Source organism: Sphingobacterium sp. ML3W, assembly GCF_029542085.1.
Taxonomy (GTDB): domain Bacteria; phylum Bacteroidota; class Bacteroidia; order Sphingobacteriales; family Sphingobacteriaceae; genus Sphingobacterium.
Window position 1 is genome coordinate 2,301,074 of record NZ_CP107036.1, and the last position, 17,407, is coordinate 2,318,480.

Annotated in this window: 13 protein-coding genes; 10 read left to right on the plus strand and 3 right to left on the minus strand. The window is 40.8% G+C overall.

Features of this window, described 5'->3' with window-relative positions:
* Positions 1-22: 22 nt before the first annotated feature.
* Entirely contained in the window at positions 23-1,393 is a 1,371-nt protein-coding gene (locus tag OGI71_RS09795) for a S41 family peptidase (protein WP_282255239.1), read from the minus strand.
* Positions 1,394-2,075: 682 nt separating this feature from the next.
* Between OGI71_RS09795 and OGI71_RS09800 the strand changes: the two genes are divergently transcribed.
* From OGI71_RS09800 to OGI71_RS09825, 6 genes are all read left to right on the plus strand, one after another.
* Entirely contained in the window at positions 2,076-2,645 is a 570-nt protein-coding gene (locus OGI71_RS09800; RefSeq protein ID WP_282255240.1) for an RNA polymerase sigma-70 factor, read from the plus strand.
* Between the two features lie 143 nt (positions 2,646-2,788).
* A complete protein-coding gene (locus tag OGI71_RS09805) occupies positions 2,789-3,934 on the plus strand; it encodes a FecR family protein (protein WP_282255241.1) in 1,146 nt (381 codons plus the stop codon).
* Between the two features lie 100 nt (positions 3,935-4,034).
* On the plus strand, positions 4,035-7,469 hold the full coding sequence (locus OGI71_RS09810; protein WP_282255242.1) for a TonB-dependent receptor: 3,435 nt from the start codon (positions 4,035-4,037) through the stop codon (positions 7,467-7,469).
* A gap of 20 nt (positions 7,470-7,489) precedes the next feature.
* Entirely contained in the window at positions 7,490-9,367 is a 1,878-nt protein-coding gene (locus OGI71_RS09815; RefSeq protein WP_282255243.1) for a RagB/SusD family nutrient uptake outer membrane protein, read from the plus strand.
* Positions 9,368-9,499: 132 nt separating this feature from the next.
* A complete protein-coding gene (locus tag OGI71_RS09820) occupies positions 9,500-10,822 on the plus strand; it encodes an IPT/TIG domain-containing protein (RefSeq protein WP_282255245.1) in 1,323 nt (440 codons plus the stop codon).
* A gap of 149 nt (positions 10,823-10,971) precedes the next feature.
* Positions 10,972-12,522 carry a right-handed parallel beta-helix repeat-containing protein gene (locus OGI71_RS09825; protein ID WP_282255246.1) on the plus strand — a complete coding sequence of 517 codons (1,551 nt, stop codon included), beginning with the start codon at positions 10,972-10,974 and terminating at the stop codon, positions 12,520-12,522.
* Positions 12,523-12,580: 58 nt separating this feature from the next.
* Here the strand turns inward: OGI71_RS09825 and OGI71_RS09830 are convergent, their stop codons facing one another.
* Positions 12,581-13,726, minus strand: coding sequence for an acyltransferase (locus tag OGI71_RS09830; RefSeq protein ID WP_282255247.1), 1,146 nt, complete (start codon positions 13,724-13,726; stop codon positions 12,581-12,583).
* 103 nt (positions 13,727-13,829) lie between these two features.
* Entirely contained in the window at positions 13,830-14,615 is a 786-nt protein-coding gene (locus OGI71_RS09835; RefSeq protein WP_282255249.1) for a hypothetical protein, read from the minus strand.
* A gap of 244 nt (positions 14,616-14,859) precedes the next feature.
* Between OGI71_RS09835 and OGI71_RS09840 the strand changes: the two genes are divergently transcribed.
* The 4 genes from OGI71_RS09840 (at position 14,860) to OGI71_RS09855 (ending at position 17,394) form a co-directional block, all read left to right on the plus strand.
* The gene (locus OGI71_RS09840) at positions 14,860-15,447 is read left to right on the plus strand and encodes a Crp/Fnr family transcriptional regulator (RefSeq protein WP_282255251.1); all 588 of its coding nucleotides are present in this window, start codon (positions 14,860-14,862) and stop codon (positions 15,445-15,447) included.
* Between the two features lie 93 nt (positions 15,448-15,540).
* Positions 15,541-16,005 carry a DoxX family protein gene (locus tag OGI71_RS09845; protein ID WP_282255253.1) on the plus strand — a complete coding sequence of 155 codons (465 nt, stop codon included), beginning with the start codon at positions 15,541-15,543 and terminating at the stop codon, positions 16,003-16,005.
* 106 nt (positions 16,006-16,111) lie between these two features.
* Complete coding sequence (locus tag OGI71_RS09850; protein WP_282255254.1) at positions 16,112-16,711, plus strand: Crp/Fnr family transcriptional regulator; 600 nt, start codon at positions 16,112-16,114, stop codon at positions 16,709-16,711.
* Positions 16,712-16,773: 62 nt separating this feature from the next.
* Positions 16,774-17,394, plus strand: a complete 621-nt coding sequence (locus OGI71_RS09855; RefSeq protein ID WP_282255256.1) for a hypothetical protein — start codon at positions 16,774-16,776, stop codon at positions 17,392-17,394.
* The last annotated feature ends 13 nt before the right edge of the window (positions 17,395-17,407 follow it).

The window sequence follows — 17,407 nt, forward strand, 5'->3', positions numbered from 1 at the left end:
ATAGTTGTTAATATATAAGCTGTTAATTGTTTATTTGTAAGATCTCGTGATTGGTCTGCTCCTGTTTGCTATCTGTCAGTATCCGCAGTAAACTTACCGAAGACTGTTTGCTTGCTCCCCGTTTGTCCATACTCTTGCTTCCTCCAATGAGTGCAATAGCGTGTTGAATCAAGGGGTCATCAAGAGAAGGCAGAACTTTTAATGGTAAAGCTTCAAGTTCGTTGACATGATATTGCGGCACTATTCCAGTAGCATAATCTCCCGCTCCAAACGCATTGGACAGTTTGTAAATAATCGGATGCATTTCCCAAGAGATCGTTTTTGTGGGCTGCATATCTTTAATTGCAAATGAAGCCTCATCTTTTCCTCTCGTCTTCTCTCCTATCGTGATGACATTCACATAAGGTTTGAGGTTATTGACCAATATCTCAGCAGCTGATGCTGTTGTGGCGCTCGTTAGAAGGTAAACTTCTTTTAATTTCAGGCTGGTTTCTAAGATCTGGTTGTATTGCAATGTACCATCACTTGAAGCACTCTGACCAATACTTTCTGTTTTTCGCCCGCCATTCTTATTACCTGTATAGGTGATAAAAGCTGTATGAAAAGGTAATCCACTTATTAATCCGGCAATACCTGCTGCCTCCGCCACCTGACCGCCGGGGTTATAGCGAAGATCCACCAAAAGAGCGTCTATGTGTTCATTTTTAAAAACGGTAAAATCCAACATAGCCGACTGTACTATACCGCGGCTAAAATCATTGATATAGAGGTAACCAATTGTCTTGGCGTTCAAGCGGAAAATCTCCCGTAATATTGGCTGTTCCAGTAACATACCCCTGCTTAAATCCACAGTTTGGATATCCTTCAAGGAATTATTTTCCAAAGCTGCTAAAGTCAGTTGCCCTTTGTCTCCTGTTAACAGTTCGTTTTGAAGAACAACAGCATTTGAGGCTGTCAATTGCTGTCCATTGATCTTACTGATATAATCTCCCCGCTTCAATCCATTTCGGGACGCGGGTGAATCGTTGTAGACGTATTTGATGACGGCAAAGACTAGCTTACCATCAGCACTGCTCAAGGTACTATAATCAAATCCAAATTGACTCCGGTTGGATTTTGGAAAGCTGCTGGGATCCGATGGATTCACCATATAAGAAAAGCGGTCATTCTCGTGCAATAAAGACCTGAAAAACTTTTGTGGTTCCTGATCCATGTTGATCTTTTTTGGGAGAGATTCATTCCACAAATAATAGCGGCGAAGGCTGTCTAATATCCAGCTGTTGACATAGGCATTGGAACCCACAGGATAACTTGGCGGATCTTTCTTGCAACCCAAAAATTGAGCGACAAAAACGAAAATAATCAAATTCAATATGTAATAGACTCGTCTCATGATATTCACGCTAAACGTTGGTTTGACCACTAAGGCACAACAACTTAAACATCTAACATCAACTTATCATTATGACTATATTAAGTTTTAAATGAAAAACATACACATCTGTTGAGATAAATCTAACAGCGTTTTGAACAAGGAAATTAGGCTGTTAAAATATCGACAAAAGGGACTCACTTTATATAGAAAAAAATCTGAAGCCTAAATCTAGATCAAAACAGATTAAACACGTTTTTTTAAAGACTATCTACCAACTGGATAATAGGGAGTTATACAGAAATTTAAAGTTTTCAAGGGACTTTATTGTAAATAGCTTATGGACAAGTTCGCCCCATGCTCGCCCTGCTCCCGACTTGTAAAAAACATGTCAGCACAGTGAAAGCACCTTAAAAAGGTGGACTCAACGTGGACTCACTGTGCACTCAATCTGCTTACAGGTCGAACTTGGTAATAACCTGGTATTAACTTGCTCCCTATTAAAGCACTCCGCCAACCGAAAACCAACACTAGACATCAGCAAGAAACCTGCTTATTCTTTCCTTACCTGAATCCCCTGGTTCTGCCATCTGAAAACTTAATTGCTATCATGCCACTGGCGGATTAGATTTTGTTTTATTGTTATTTTATACTTACTTTGAGAAGGTTTTTGTGGGATACCTATTGTAAACAGAATTAAACTATGAATTTCTCCGCCTGTTCGGATCAGCAAATTTTTGAATCAGTTTGTCAAGGTGAGGAACGGGCGCTACAACACCTGATGCATCGCTTTTGGCAACCACTGTTCAAAACAGCATCCGTCACCATGCAGGATCCCGAAATATGTCAGGAACTTGTCCAAAATGTGTTTATCAATATATGGCGAAACAGGGAGAAAATAAATCTTAGATATTCCATCAAAACTTATCTATTTGGCTGCATTCGTTACGAAGTGTTCCGAAATGTCAAAAAGAAAATGGATTATGTCGAATTGAAAGATTTAGATGAGGACTATGTTGATTCCTTCAACCCATTGTTGAAATTGGAGTACAGTGAACTGCTGGATTATCTGGATCAGATGATCAACCAACTTCCTGACAAATGTAAGGAGATCTTTTACCTCAGCAGAATGGAGCAGCTAAGCCATAAGGAGATTGCTGAGAAGCTGAATATTTCCGTAAAAACAGTAGAAAACCAAATTTCTATTGCATTGAAACGATTAAAACAAGGTATGCAGAATATGCACATCTTTTTTCAAATTTTCTTTTTCTAATAAAAAACTGAAATACAACAAATTACAGCAAATACAATCTCATAAAAGACTCTTTTATATTTTCTTTTTAAAAAAAAGTGCAATTCCTTTTGGGGGTTAATTGAAAAAATGAACTCTATAAGAACGAATCAATTATAGATTTCATGAAAAAACCTGAAATTATAGACTTAATCAAGAAAATTTTGCGCAAGCAATCCTCTGAAAATGAACTACGTGAAGTAGACGACAGGCTCTTGGATGCATATCATGATACTACTTGGGACGAAGATAAATTCGGTCCTGCAGAAAATATAGAAACACAGATTAAGCTCAACGTAGAACAACTTATTCAAGCGGAAGCGGGCAATACAAAAAAAATAAGCATTTTCCGTCGTTACCTCCCCTATGCCGCTTCTTTTTTATTGGCTGTTTCCAGCATTGCAGGATATTATTTTTTTAAAGGTCGAAATTCAGACTTACAAGTTACAAATCCGCGGGCGTACCTGAATCCGGGCGCAGAAAAAGCTTCTTTGAAAAATTCAGATGGCAGCAGCCTGGATCTGCAGCAACAGCAGGTTGGAGACACTGTTCCTTTTGGAAAGCTGTTGTTTAAAATTGACCAGGAAGGCATTATTATTTATCAGGCAAAGACCGATAAAAAAAATATGGAATCTCAACTTGTCACCTTAGCAACCCCGAAAGGTGGTAAATATCAGATCAATTTAGAAGATGGCACCAAAGTATGGCTCAACGCCGAGAGCAGCCTGATTTTCCCGGAGCATTTTTCTGCTGACCGTCGTCTTGTTCAGGTCAAAGGAGAAGCTTACTTCGAAGTTGCTGAATCAAAACACAAACCTTTCATTGTAGCGGGCAATGGATTTGGAATCCGAGTACTGGGCACCAAATTTAGTGTATCCGATAGGGATAACCTCCATTTTGCAAAAGTCGCGCTGCTCCAGGGATCAGTACGTTTAACGTCAAAAGCAGGCCAGACGATGCTCAAACCCGGCGAGCGAGCAAAGATATCCACCTCAGGTGTTCAGATAGATCAATTTGATGCTGAATCCGAAATCGCCTGGAAGAACAACTATTTTATTTACAAAGATGAAAATATCAAAACTATTATGGCGGATGTCGCGCAATGGTATGATGCCGAAGTGATCTTTCAGGGAAATGACTGGGATGATGTAAACCTCAAAATGAAAGTCTCCCGAAGAGAGAATATTGAAGAGATTTTATCACTACTCGAGCTAACAAAATCAGTCAAATTTAAAATTGTGGAAAGGAGGATCTACGTTACCAAAAGATAAATCGAAAACTTAAGCCAGGATGCTGTCACATCCTGGCTACGAATAGAGTTTAAAAATTTTCTGTCAAAAATTAATTAACCTTTTAATTCTAAACAAAATTATGAAAATAATACTGGGAAAAGAACAGTACATGTTCTTAATTAAGACCCTATTGATTATGAAGTTCTATCTACTGCTCGCATTTTTTGGCGTTGTTCAGGCTAAAACTCCGGTTTATAGCCAAAAAATGAACCTACATTTTAAAAATAGTAAGGTCGACCTTGTTCTTGCAGAAATCAGCAAACAAGCCCAGCTTGATCTGCTTTACGATTCAAAACTGATCAAGAAGGCAAACCCTGTCACCCTTAATCTGGAAAATGCAACATTGAATGAAGCCCTGACAGCCTTGTTTCGAAATCAGGCACTTGAGTTTGAAGTCATCAAAAAGACGTTAATAATTCGTCCAAAAGAATCGGCTGGTACAAGTCGCACCGTTGAAGTGACCGAAAATCAAAAAGCCATTAATGGCTCGGTTAAAGATCAACAGGGAAAACCCCTAGCCGGTGTAACCATACGCATAAAAAACACACAAATCACAACCACATCGGATAGCCAAGGAAATTTTACCATCGCTCCGCCATCCGGATCCGGTCAGGTGATCTTAACATTTACATACGTGGGCTATGAGAGCACTGAACGACAAGCAGATAACAAGGACCATTTAAATATAACCTTGGCACTCGCCAATAATAATCTGGATGATGTCGTTGTCGTAGGCTATGGTACGCAGAAAAAGATCAACGTCACTGGTGCCGTGAGTTCAGTAAATATGGCCGATATGCGGACGCCAGTACCCAATTTATCGAATGCTTTAGCAGGTAAAGTTGCTGGTATTATTTCTGTTCAATCCAGTGGCGAACCCGGTTATGACAATTCGACCTTTACAATCCGCGGAATCGGGACCTACGCCGGTAATTCGTCACCTTTAATTATCATAGATGGTGTACAACGTGATGATGTCAATGGTGGTTTCGGTGGATCTTTCAATAATATTGATCCCGAAGATATTTCCAGTATTTCCCTATTAAAGGATGCTTCATCCACGGCAATGTATGGTGCTAAGGGTGCCAACGGTGTTTTGATTATTACCACCAAGAGAGGTGTCGCTGGCAAACCAAAAATTTCCTTTAAGGCAGAGACTGGCTTTTCCAGTTTTACGAAAACACCGCAAATGCTGGATGGAATAAAATATATGGAACTGCAGAATGAAGCACGGACAAATATGGGCTTAACCCCAACATATTCAGATGAATTGATCCAAAAAACAAAAAGTGGACTGGATCCCTATATGTATCCCAATGTGAACTGGATTGATGAAGTATATAAGAAGAATTCCATGCTCGCCAATGCCAACATCAATATTACCGGTGGAGGTGAATCGGTGAAATACTATATTTCGGGATCGTACTATAATCAAACAGGCCCCTATAAGGTCAGTAACTTAAACAATTACAACCCTAATCTCGATTTCAAACGCTATGATTTCAGGAGTAATGTGGATGTCAATTTATCAAAAACCACGTCCGTTCAGCTCAACTTAACGGGGATGTTGGTTAACTCGCGCTACCCAGGTATCGCTGCTGGTGATTTATGGTACTTAGCCTATGCGACTACTCCCGTTGCCTATCCGATTCAATATCCAGACGGCAAATGGGCGGGGCCACTGAGCGGTGGCGGTGCTAATCCATTAAATGAAGTTCAAAACAATGGTTATTCCAGCGAATTTAAACCTATTGTGCAGTCGGTATTGACCATTAATCAAAAATTAGATGCAATTACGGAAGGATTATCCGCCTATGCCCGGTTCTCTTTTGACAGTTATGGTGAATTCAATAACCGTCGGTCAGGGAAAAATGATTTATGGCAAGCGACAGGCAGAACACCTGAAGGGGAATTCATTTTTAACCAAAGCAGGGTAGGTCAGCAATTTTTGGACTACAGCCAGGAATCTTCTGGCCAACGCGTCATGTATCTTGAAGGTAATTTAAACTATGACCGCACCTTCAATGATCACAAAATCGGTGGGATGTTTCTCTATAATATGCGCAACCGTCTGGTCAGTTTATCGGGTAATGTTATTGGATCCATCCCCTATCGCAACCAAAGTTTGGCCGGAAGGATTAACTACGGATTTCGTGATAAATATCTTGTCGAAGTTAACGCGGGTTATACAGGATCTGAAAATTTCGAGAAGGGTCAGAAATTTGGCTTATTTCCTTCCGCTTCGGCTGGCTGGGTGATTTCCAATGAAGATTTTTTTGAGCCGTTGAAAAAGACATTTAGTTTATTAAAAATCAGGGGATCCTATGGTGTTGTCGGTAACGATAATATTGGTAATGCTGAAAATCGCTTCCCTTACTTAACGCAGATCGGTGGTGGCGGCTCTACAGGTTTTGGTCTCAATGGAAATTTGGTCGGCGGAAAAACGGAGAGAATATTGGGTGTCGAGAATCTCACCTGGGAAAAATCCTATAAAACCGGCATCGGTCTTGAAATCGGATTATGGAACAAGCTCAACCTGATCTTTGATGGTTTCGCCGAGCGTCGAAAAAACATTCTTATCGAGAGACAATCCATTTCTTCCATAGCCGGTTATAATAGTCTTCTTGTTTATGCCAATATAGGTGAGATGGACAATAAGGGGATGGATGCCAGTATTGAATACAACGATAACTTTGGGGATGTTGGGCTACGCCTTTTTGGTAATGTCACCTATAGCCGCAATAAAATAGTATATGCGGATGAACCCCTCAGACGCTACGGTTATCAGTCCAAGACAGGAACACGCTATGGCGAATATCAGGGACATATTGCCATGGGTTACTTTACGAGCAAAGAAGAGGTCGAGTCTGCCCCCCAACAAAAGTTTAACCCGGTATCTCCGGGCGATATCCGTTACAAAAACTTAAACCCTGAGGATGATAATGTCATCGATGCTTACGACCGAACCTACCTTGGAAAATCCTGGTTTCCTTCCTGGTTATATGGTGCTGGTTTTTCTGCATCCTATAAAAACTTTGACCTTTCCGTATTCTTCCAAGGGGTCGCGGACGTAGGTATTATGGCCAATGGCAGTGAAATCCCTGGAAAAGGTATGGGGGTTAATGGTGTCGGAGTCCTCCCTTTTTCGGGTCTGGGAATCTACCCCAACAATACCATGTCCATTGTTGAGGACCGTTGGACCGCCGACAATCCACGTCAGGATGCTTACTACCCACGTCTAACAATGGCTAGCGGCAGTGACAACAATTACATCAATAGTACACACTGGTTAAAAGATGGAGCTTATATACGTATGAAACAGGCCTCTGTAGGCTATAATATTAAAGCAAAAGGATTAGACAAACTTGGTTTCACCTCAATTTATGTGTATTCATCGGGTCAAAATCTCCTGACCTTCAGCAAATTCAAGCTCTGGGATCCCGAATTGGGAAGCAACGGTGCCAAATATCCATTAAATCGCATGATCACCTTCGGCATTCGGGCACAGTTTTAATCTAAATTTATACAATAACCATGAAACAGATAACACCAAAATATATCGCTACAGGCCTACTAGCACTGGTCTTATGCCAAAATATGCAAAGCTGTACCTATTTAGACAAGAAACCTGATAACCTCCTCACCTCAGATATGGTCTGGGAGACTAGGGCAAATGCAGAATCTTACTTAAACCAGATATATAGTTATATCGAAACACCTGTAGACGATTTTACTACCCTTGGTGCCAGCGATGAAAGTTCATGTAACATACCCGTTGTGAATGTTCGGCAAATGGCTGTCGGGAACTGGAATCCACAAAGCATGTACTGGCAGCATTATTGGAATAATGCATACGTCGCTATTCGGCAATCATTTGTTTTTGAGGAAAACATCGACAAGGTTCCCGAAGGTGCATTGAGCACAGAACTTAAAGTACAATACAAAGCCGAAGCAAGGTTTTTGCGTGGCTGGTTCTATTGGAAATTGCTACGTCAGTATGGTCCAGCGGTATTGTTGAAAGGGACGTTGGGTTTGAACGAAGATTTCAACAAATATCCCCGCAATTCTTTTCAGGAATGCGTCGATTACATCAATAGCATGATGGATCTTGCCGCAGCAGATCTTCCTGTGGTTTGGTCCGCCTCCTCCAATTATGGTCGACCTAGCAAAGGGACCTGTTTAGCCATAAAATCACAGGTGGCGCTATGGGCAGCAAGCCCTTTATGGAATGGGAATCCACGTTTTGCAAATTTTAAAAATAAGGATGGTAAGGCACTCGCCCCTTTACAGAACGATGCCAATAAATGGCAATTGGCCGCTGATGCCGCAAAAGCTGTTATTGACTTAAATGCCTATAAGCTCTTTACCAATCTGGATGAAGGAGATTCAAAATTCGATCCTTACCTGTCTTTCCGTAACCTCTTTTTAACAAACTGGAATAATGAGATTATTTTTTCCACGCACAAAGCGGACACTTGGCATTGGGGACATGAGAAAAGAAGTGCACCTGAACCCGGTGGGATTGCCATGATGAATGCCACACAAAATGTCGTGGATGCCCACCTGATGCGCAATGGTAAAACCATTGAAGATCCCAGCTCTGGTTATCGGGAGGACGGTTTCGTAGCAACGGATGATCCAGCCGACTGGGGCAAAAGTCGCGATGGTGTCAATAGAGGTTACATCGCTGGCAATTCAAATATGTATGTAAACCGGGAAGCGCGATTTTACGTCAATATTCTCTATAATGGTAAGCCTATCCTACCCGCACCGACAGCCGATGACCGCAACTTCTTTTCGTCAGATGCCAACAAGGATGGACGCGGAAGGGCCGAGTTTTATTATTCAGGAAAAGCCGGATTGGTCCAAAATTCAAATAGTGCCGATAAAACAGGATACCTTGCACAAAAAAATGTCAGTCCAGCCAGTAATATTCGCCAAGATCGAGCGGTATATCGTCCGTATATCCATATCAGATTGGCCGAAATCTATTTAAATTATGCCGAATCGCTAAATGAAGTTAATCCAAGCCACCCTGATATTCTGATCTATCTGAACCTCGTTCGTCAACGGGCCGGTTTACCTAAATTGGAGACAGTATATCCACAGGTGGTCGGTAATAAAGACGAACAGCGTAAATGGATTCTTCGCGAGCGACAAATTGAGCTGGCTTTTGAAGGCGACCGTTATTTCACGCTCCTTCGTCGACTGATGATGGGAAACCCAGCTTCCCGAGCAATATACAGGATGAATATCGCTTCAAACGATAATAATCAAGGGTTTTTTTATCAGGACTTCTATAAGAGAAACTTATTGCAAAACAGATACTGGGATGATAAAATGTATCTATTTCCTATTTTACAGGATGATATCGATAAGAACACGGCGCTTGTTCAAAATCCAGGCTGGTAATTAAGGTTTGAATTTTAACTTTTACTATTTATGAACCTTCCTATTTAAAATTTCATTTTTATCCCACAGGTACATGTAAATTTTAAAATAGGATAAGCTCCATCTGGCGGATGGAAAAAAAATTATTGACAGATGAAATTAGTATATAAAAGGATTTTATTCTTCCCCCTCCTCTCCTTTGCGATATTGGTGGGAATATGTTCATGTAAGAAAGATAATATGGGTGCAGCACATGATCCCAATGCGGCAATTATTGTCACGGAATTCCTTCCGAAGCAAGGTGTCTATGGAACAGAAGTTCTGATCAATGGGGAGAACTTTACAACGGACACCACGGCGATTTCCGTGAAGCTCAATGGCATCCCGTTAAAGATTATAGCATCAAACGGTACCCAGATCATGGCAATTATCCCTAAAAGAGCAGGTAGCGGACCTATTGAAGTCTCTATTGGCGGAAAAACAGGGACATCCAAAGATAGCTACAGCTATATCTATAAAAGAACGGTCAGTACCTTGGCGGGCAACGGAGCCGCGGGCTTCGTCAACGGGAAAGGTGCTGATGCAAAGTTCAATTTTGGTGGTGAGTCTTGGTATCGCAATGGCGGTATTGCTGTAGATGATGCGTTAAATGTCTATGTCACTGACCCCGGAAATCACTGTATCCGTAAAATAGATCCTGCCGGAAACGTAAGTACATTAGCCGGATCCCCAAGTAACGCCGGATTTGCAGACGGAAAAGGTGGTGAGGCGCGTTTCAGCCTCCCTTATGGATTGACCATCGATGAACAGGGGAACTTATACTGTGTTGATCCGGGAAACTGGGATATCCGTAAGATAACACCCGATGGTACAGCAAAGCTTGTCGCCTGGGCCGCAAGAGAGCCTTGGTTCATTACTTATGACCGAACCTCAAAAAAGCTATACTATAATTCTGTTACCTCCCCGGCTCCTATTTATCAGTTAAATACAGACGGTACAGCAGTAACGACAGTCATCGATGGATTGAATTTTCCAGCAGGAATGGCCTGCGGTCCGGATGGCAGTCTATACATCTGCATGCATGGGGACAACCAAATCAGAAAATACGACCCCAAAACCTGGAAACCTACCATCATTGTCGGTTCAGGTAAATATGGTTACAAAAATGGAGTCAGTGCCTCGGCTGAATTTGCACTTCCTTGGGGGATTGCCACTGATAGCCAAAACAATGTGTATGTTGCCGGAAATGGTACTGGCGGCGGCGATAGTAGCTCTCCTGATCAGAGCATACGTTTTGTGGATGGCAAAACATTCCAGGTAAGTACATTTGCGGGATCTAATATAGCGGGTTTTACAAATGCCGTCGGCGAGGCCGCATCATTTAACGTGCCTGAAGGTGTTACCGTAGACAAAAATGGTACAGTCTACGTCATCGACAAGAAAAATAATAGTGTCCGAAAGATCATATCTGAATAACATAGGGGGTGTCCGAAGCAGAACGATCGGACACCTCTTTTTTTCTTGACTTTTGTTTGTATTCCCAACAACCTCTCCTCAATTAATGCATTCTTAGAAGCTTCACTTTTACGTCTTCGACAGCTTCTTCAAATTTCAAATGACTTTATATGATTTTTAAGCGCCTATTTTCGTTGAGCTACGCACTATTACAGGGTCTGCTATTGTGCGCAGCATGCAGTCATGCTGATCATCTCGATAATATACCGGCCGACTCAGCCCTTAAAAAAAGCAAGTACGTTTCGGTCACAGGTAATGACCTGAACAAGGGTACTGAGAGCAAACCCTTTCGTACGATCGCTCGCGCTTTAGATGCGATATCACCGGGCGACACTATTTTTGTGCGTAAAGGTGTCTACCATGAGAAACTGTTGATTGCAAAATCGGGAAGTTTAGCTAAACCGATTACGATAAAACCCTATCCCAATGAAGCTGTGGCTATTGATGGTGAGGGACTATCCATTTCGGGCACAGAAGCATTGGTGACCATCAGAAATGCCCGATTTATTCAGTTTGATGGTTTTGAAATCCGAAATTTTAAAACACAGACCAAAGGCAATGATGTGAATGGGATTATTATTGATCAAGGTTCTAAAAACATAACGGTGCGAAATAATAGGGTCCATCACATTGAGAACAATGCTAGTCCACAGGATGGCAGAAGTGGGCATGGTATTCTGGTCATCGGCAATACCGCCGAGGCCTTACAGGATATTATTGTGGAGGATAATACGATCCATGACTGTAATACTGGTTATTCCGAAAACCTCACCATAAATGGATATGTCGATGGTTTTACGATTAGACGGAATAAAGTATACAATGGCGAAAATATTGGTATTGTTGCAGCGGGGGGATATGCCGCCAATGCTACAGCAAGCCTGAACTATGTACGAAATGGATTGATCAGCCAAAACGAAGTTTATGATATTGACGGTAGAACTGGTCCTATCCCCGCATTTGCCCAGCATAACGGGGCCATTGGGATTTACATCGATGGAGCCCGGGATATCATTGTTGAAAGAAACAGTGTCTATCGTTGTGGACGGGGAATTGGGCTAGTCAGTGAAACCGATCATTTTCCCACACGTGACTGTATTGTAAGAAATAACGAGGTTTATAACAATTCACTCGCGGGGATAAGCTTAGGCGGTTACCTAAATTACACAGGTGGTGGTACGCTGAAGTGTTATGTTGTGAATAACACGCTATTTCATAACAATATCGACAGGGGCTATTTTGACGAAATTGAAGGTGAAATACGACTTGTTGAAAACTGTATAGACAACATCATCCAAAATAATATTATTGTTACCAAGCCCAATAGCGTATTTATTCATAAATATACCAATACAGGTAAATCCAATGCGATTGACTACAATTTATACTTCAGTACCGGAGAAGGTCAGTGGATATGGAATGGGAAAGTCATCCGGGATCAACAAACCTGGAAATCGACCCTTATTGGCGATACACATACGATCTTTGGACAGGATCCGGGGTTTATATCAACGACACAAGCAGATTTTGGATTACGGGATTCATCTCCTGCCCTTGCCAAAGGGAATTTTATCAGTCAAGCAATCAATGGTGTATTGGATCTGAGTGGAAAGACAAGATCAGAAGCAAATCACATTGCGATTGGAGCATTTCAAAAATAATTGTTTAAAAAGAAAATAGGCCAGTTGACACAAACTTGTCTACTGGCCTATCTAGCGCTTAATTTGAATTATTTCCCTTTGATTTTAAAAATCGCTGGGTCAAATATTTTCGCACTGGGGTATCGTATAGTTTTAAACAGCTATAAGCGAGCACAATACTACCGATTACTACCGCTGCAGCACCGGGCAATGATTCCTCAAAGCTGAGGTTTTCATTTTTCACCCAAGCGTAATACAAATAGATAAAAGGATAGTGCACCATATACAAAGGGTAAGAGATATCTCCCAGGAATTTAGACAGTTTGTTTGTAAAACTGCCTCCTTTTCCAGAAGCCCCCAGAACAACTAGCAGTGGAAAAACCAGCACACAGCACAACGTATCATAGAGTCCATTCATCCAGAGGTTTTCAGCTCCCCCGATACGAGGAATCGCCAAAAGTGAAACAAGGATAATACTACAGATCCAAAATGCACCTTTAATCCGAAAAGGTTTAAAAACGCGCGATAAAAACAGTCCTGCTGTAAAGGAGAATAAAAGACGTAGGGATCCTGCTGTAAATTCTGTTCCGGTCAGTGAAAACCCTGCACAAATATCACCCAAAGGACCCCAGACTGCAAATATGGCTAATCCACAGCCTGCAGCGACCACAAGTCCCCCAAGTGCTTTTGTTGAAAATTTACGGATGACCAAAACATAAAGAATATTACCCATATATTCAAAAAACAAGGACCAACTTGGACCATTGAGTGGAAACATCTCGCCCAGGCCTCTTACCTCATGTCCAGGGAGAGCAGGGATCAACAGCGCATTTAATACCGTCGCTAGCAATAAAGCCGAAACAGTCACCTTTGATACATCCCAGACCGAACAACCCTGGAAATAAAACATAACAGCACCAATGATCGCCCCCATAACAACCATGGGATGAAGCCGTATAATCCGGCGTTTGATAAAATCCATCGTCGTCATCGTTCCCCAGCGGTCATCATAAGCATAACCGACAACGAATCCAGAGAGCATAAAGAAGAAATCGACCGCGAGGTAACCGTGGTTAATACGTTGATCCAGGTGGCTGGTTGCAAAAGCTTCGAAGATATGAAAACAGACTACTGTGATGGCTGCAACGCCACGCAAACCATCAAGCACGTTATAATGCGGCTTGGTATCAGCATAAGCGGAGGTAGAAACTGTTGTATCGGGCATAGAAATACTAAGATTAGTTTGATTGATTTCCTAAAAAACAAAGACGTAAATATAAACAAATTTCAAAAAATGCTGTATAATCGCCGCTCAAACGAATCTTTTCTTATTTGACAAGGGGAATATAGTCTCTCAAATAGACCTGCTCTTTCCGCATATCCTGAATATATTCCTTACTAAAAATTTCCAAAAGTATATCAGAAATGGCTGTCGTAGTCGGATTGTCTTCCTCGGGTTCACCAAATGAGAAAATCTGTTCCTCTGTTCTATCTTTCTTCGTTAAGAAATAATAAAAAGCCGGACTTTCCCAGCCTTTTACCCCTGAACCAGCTTCTTCTGATATGTTGAGGGCTGTATATGTTTTTTGTAGAAAATTCTGAAGACTCTGGTAGTCAGTTTTATTTTTTGATATTTTGCTCGCATATAAATAAGCGAACTTACCATCCTTATTTTCCGCCATAGCTAATGCAGGAAAAGCGATGCCATTTAACATGGCCAAGGTATCTTTCTCTTCGTTGTAGGACACCGTTTTATACCGGTAACCATAATATTTCTTCGGTTTTAGCTTCCTGGTCTCCCATCCGGAGGTAGACTCCAGATAAAAAGGTGTCGGCAAGCTTCCTTCACTATCAAAAATCGCGATTGTATCTTTCTTAAACATGGCTGTCTCAAAAGCCTCTTTTAACGCTTTCTTATCCATCTCTTTCACATCAGAAGCTAACATGGATTCCGTTTTTTTTATTTTCGGCGCATAAAACTCCGAAACATCAAAGCTGGGATCTAATTTGTCCAAGAATACAACCGCTGGATCCTGAGATTGACAAGAATATAACAGTGAGGATAAAAGCAGTAAAGAAAGAATGTTTGTATGTGTAGAACTAAATAGCTTCATAGAAAATTGCTCAAAATTATCTTTTCATCTTCTATCTTAAACCAGCGGTAAAAGATATCCAAATATACAGCGTATGAAGCGATATTAACACGAATATTTACAATCCGTATAAACTCATTTTAAAAACGTCATTTATTATTCCAAGGAGGGAGCTCATTTATTAGAAAGTAAAAAATAGTCCTTAGTCTATTTAGGATGCAGCGGCTATTAATTATATTTGAAAAAACATGAACCACAACCCTTTATGTCAATCGTTTACGACAGTATACTAAATCATATCAGTCAACACAGTATCTTATCAGAGGAAGAGAAAGAACGCTTGTGCGCAGCATTGACCTACAAAAAAATACGCCGCCGGCAATATTTACTACAAGAGGGAACGATCTGCACACGGGAATGTTTTGTTATCAAAGGTGCCCTGCGGCAATATGAGGTTAGCCCGACCGGCCGTGAGAATACCGTGCAATTTGCTTTTGAGAACTGGTGGATTTCGGATTGGTATAGTACCTTGCAAGCACAGCCTTCGGTTTACAATATCGATGCATTGGAAGATACGGAAGTATTCTTAATAGAAAAATGCAAGCTGGAAGAACTGTTTATTGAAATCCCAGCTTTGGAAAGCTATTTTCGGAAAATATTTCTAAAAGCATTCGTTTCCCTCCAGAAAAGAATACTATTCCAGCAGAAAACAGCTGAGGAAAGGTATCTTGAGTTTATGAAATGTTATCAATGGTTTGAACAACGTATCTCCCAGCAACATATCGCCTCTTTTCTTGGCATTACAAGGGAATCGCTGAGTAGACTCAAAGGACAACAGTATAAAAATATATAAATCTGTGATAAATCGCACCGGTTTTATTTATCAAATAGCACAGGTTAAGAGGCTAATTTCAAATTAAATTTGTTCATCATAAATCAAAGCAAGATGAACAAAAAAGTTAAACAATGGATGCTGTCAACAGATAATAGCTGGACAGCCTTTATTTTGCGGCTAACATTGGGGTTAGTGCTATTTCCACATGCAGCCCAAAAACTATTTGGTTGGTTTGACGGCCCCGGATTGCAAGGAGAAATTGCGTACATGACCAGTCATGTCAATCTCCCGATGTTCTTAGCCGTTAGTGCAATTGCGGTTGAATGCCTAGGAACGTTTTTTATCCTATTGGGCTTTTTGACCAGACTCACCAGCATTGCTATTTTTTTCCTATTTATTGGTATGATTGTGGTCGATCACGCCGCACATGGTTTTTTTATGAACTGGTTTGGAAAAATGCCGGCTGGTGCTGAGGGTTTTGAATACCATTTATTGGTCTTGGGTATATGTCTCGCACTCATCCTACAAGGTGGTGGCAGATATGCTCTGGATAAATTATGGAACTCAAAGTCCTAGAACAGTCGTGATCAATACTAAATTTGCTTAAATTTGCGTCTTATTTAGACACCCACAAAAGCGATATTTTTGCGATAAAGCCCATCGGTGTTTTTAATCAAGATATATGAATTTAGACGCTTTCAGTTCGCTATTGATCGACCATTTCAAAGAAATTGTGCCACTCACTGAAGCGGATATACTGTCCATTCTCCCAAAATTGGAGGTAAAAGTTGTAAAACGGAAAGAGTTTGTTCTTCAGGAGGGGCAGATTTCCAAACACATGCGATTCATTGTAAAAGGAAGTCTATATGCCTATTATATGGAGGAGAATGGCAAAGAACATATTGCGCAACTCGGGATAGAACATTGGTGGATCAATGATCTATATAGCTACCTGAGTGAATTACCATCTCGTCTATATATCCGTGCAAATGAGGATACCACACTCATACAGATCAGCAAACGCAATCTGGAAATATTGTATAAAGAAGTCCCTGCCCTCTCCGAGTTTTGGCGATTGAAAATTCAGCATGCTTATATGAATTTACAGGAACGTACTTTCGAAAATGTACGATCTGATGCGTATACCAAATACCGCAAATTTATCTCGGACTATCCTACAATTGAACAACGGTTTCCGCAATATATGATTGCCTCTTATCTTGGGATTACGGTCGAATACCTAAGTTATTTGAGAAAAAAACACCTGTCACGTCTTTCTTAAGATTTCTTAATTTTTATCCCCTCCGCCTTGTCTAGTTTTGCTCGTAATTCAAACGAGAGAACATGAAGACAACAGCTATTACACTTGCACTTTCTACCTTGGTTGCTGTGGCGACACATGCTCAGCAACTATCCTATACACCTGAGGTCGTCCTGGGACATCGTTCATACTTCTATATGCATCAGGTCAGTTACAAGATCGGTGACAAATTAAAAATCAACAATCTATCGCTTTTTGATACAGAATATACAAACGATAAAGAAAATATCTTTTTTATAAGAAATACGGCTTCCTATACGATTAATAAACGATTCACATTGAATGCAGCTTTTGGAATGAAAAATCCCGGAGCTTTCTTTAGCGCCTTTGTACAATATCGCGTGAGCAAACCTACCCAGTCTTTTTCTTACACTATAGGCAGCACTTATCAAAAAGGATTTACGCTCGAACAGTCCTTATCGTTTGAGTATACACCCTATTTAACCGCACAGAAACAGGCTTATTTCAGTTTACTTGCTATCGGCAATGTAAATACCAAAATGTACCAGCGGGGACTTCAATTTATACGTTTGGGCTTAAAACAGAACAAGCTTATGTATGGACTAGCATCCAATTTTGACCAATTTAATAACAGTAAAAAAACACTGGAAAATATCGGCGCTTTTGTAAAACACAACTTTTAAAAATAACATAATG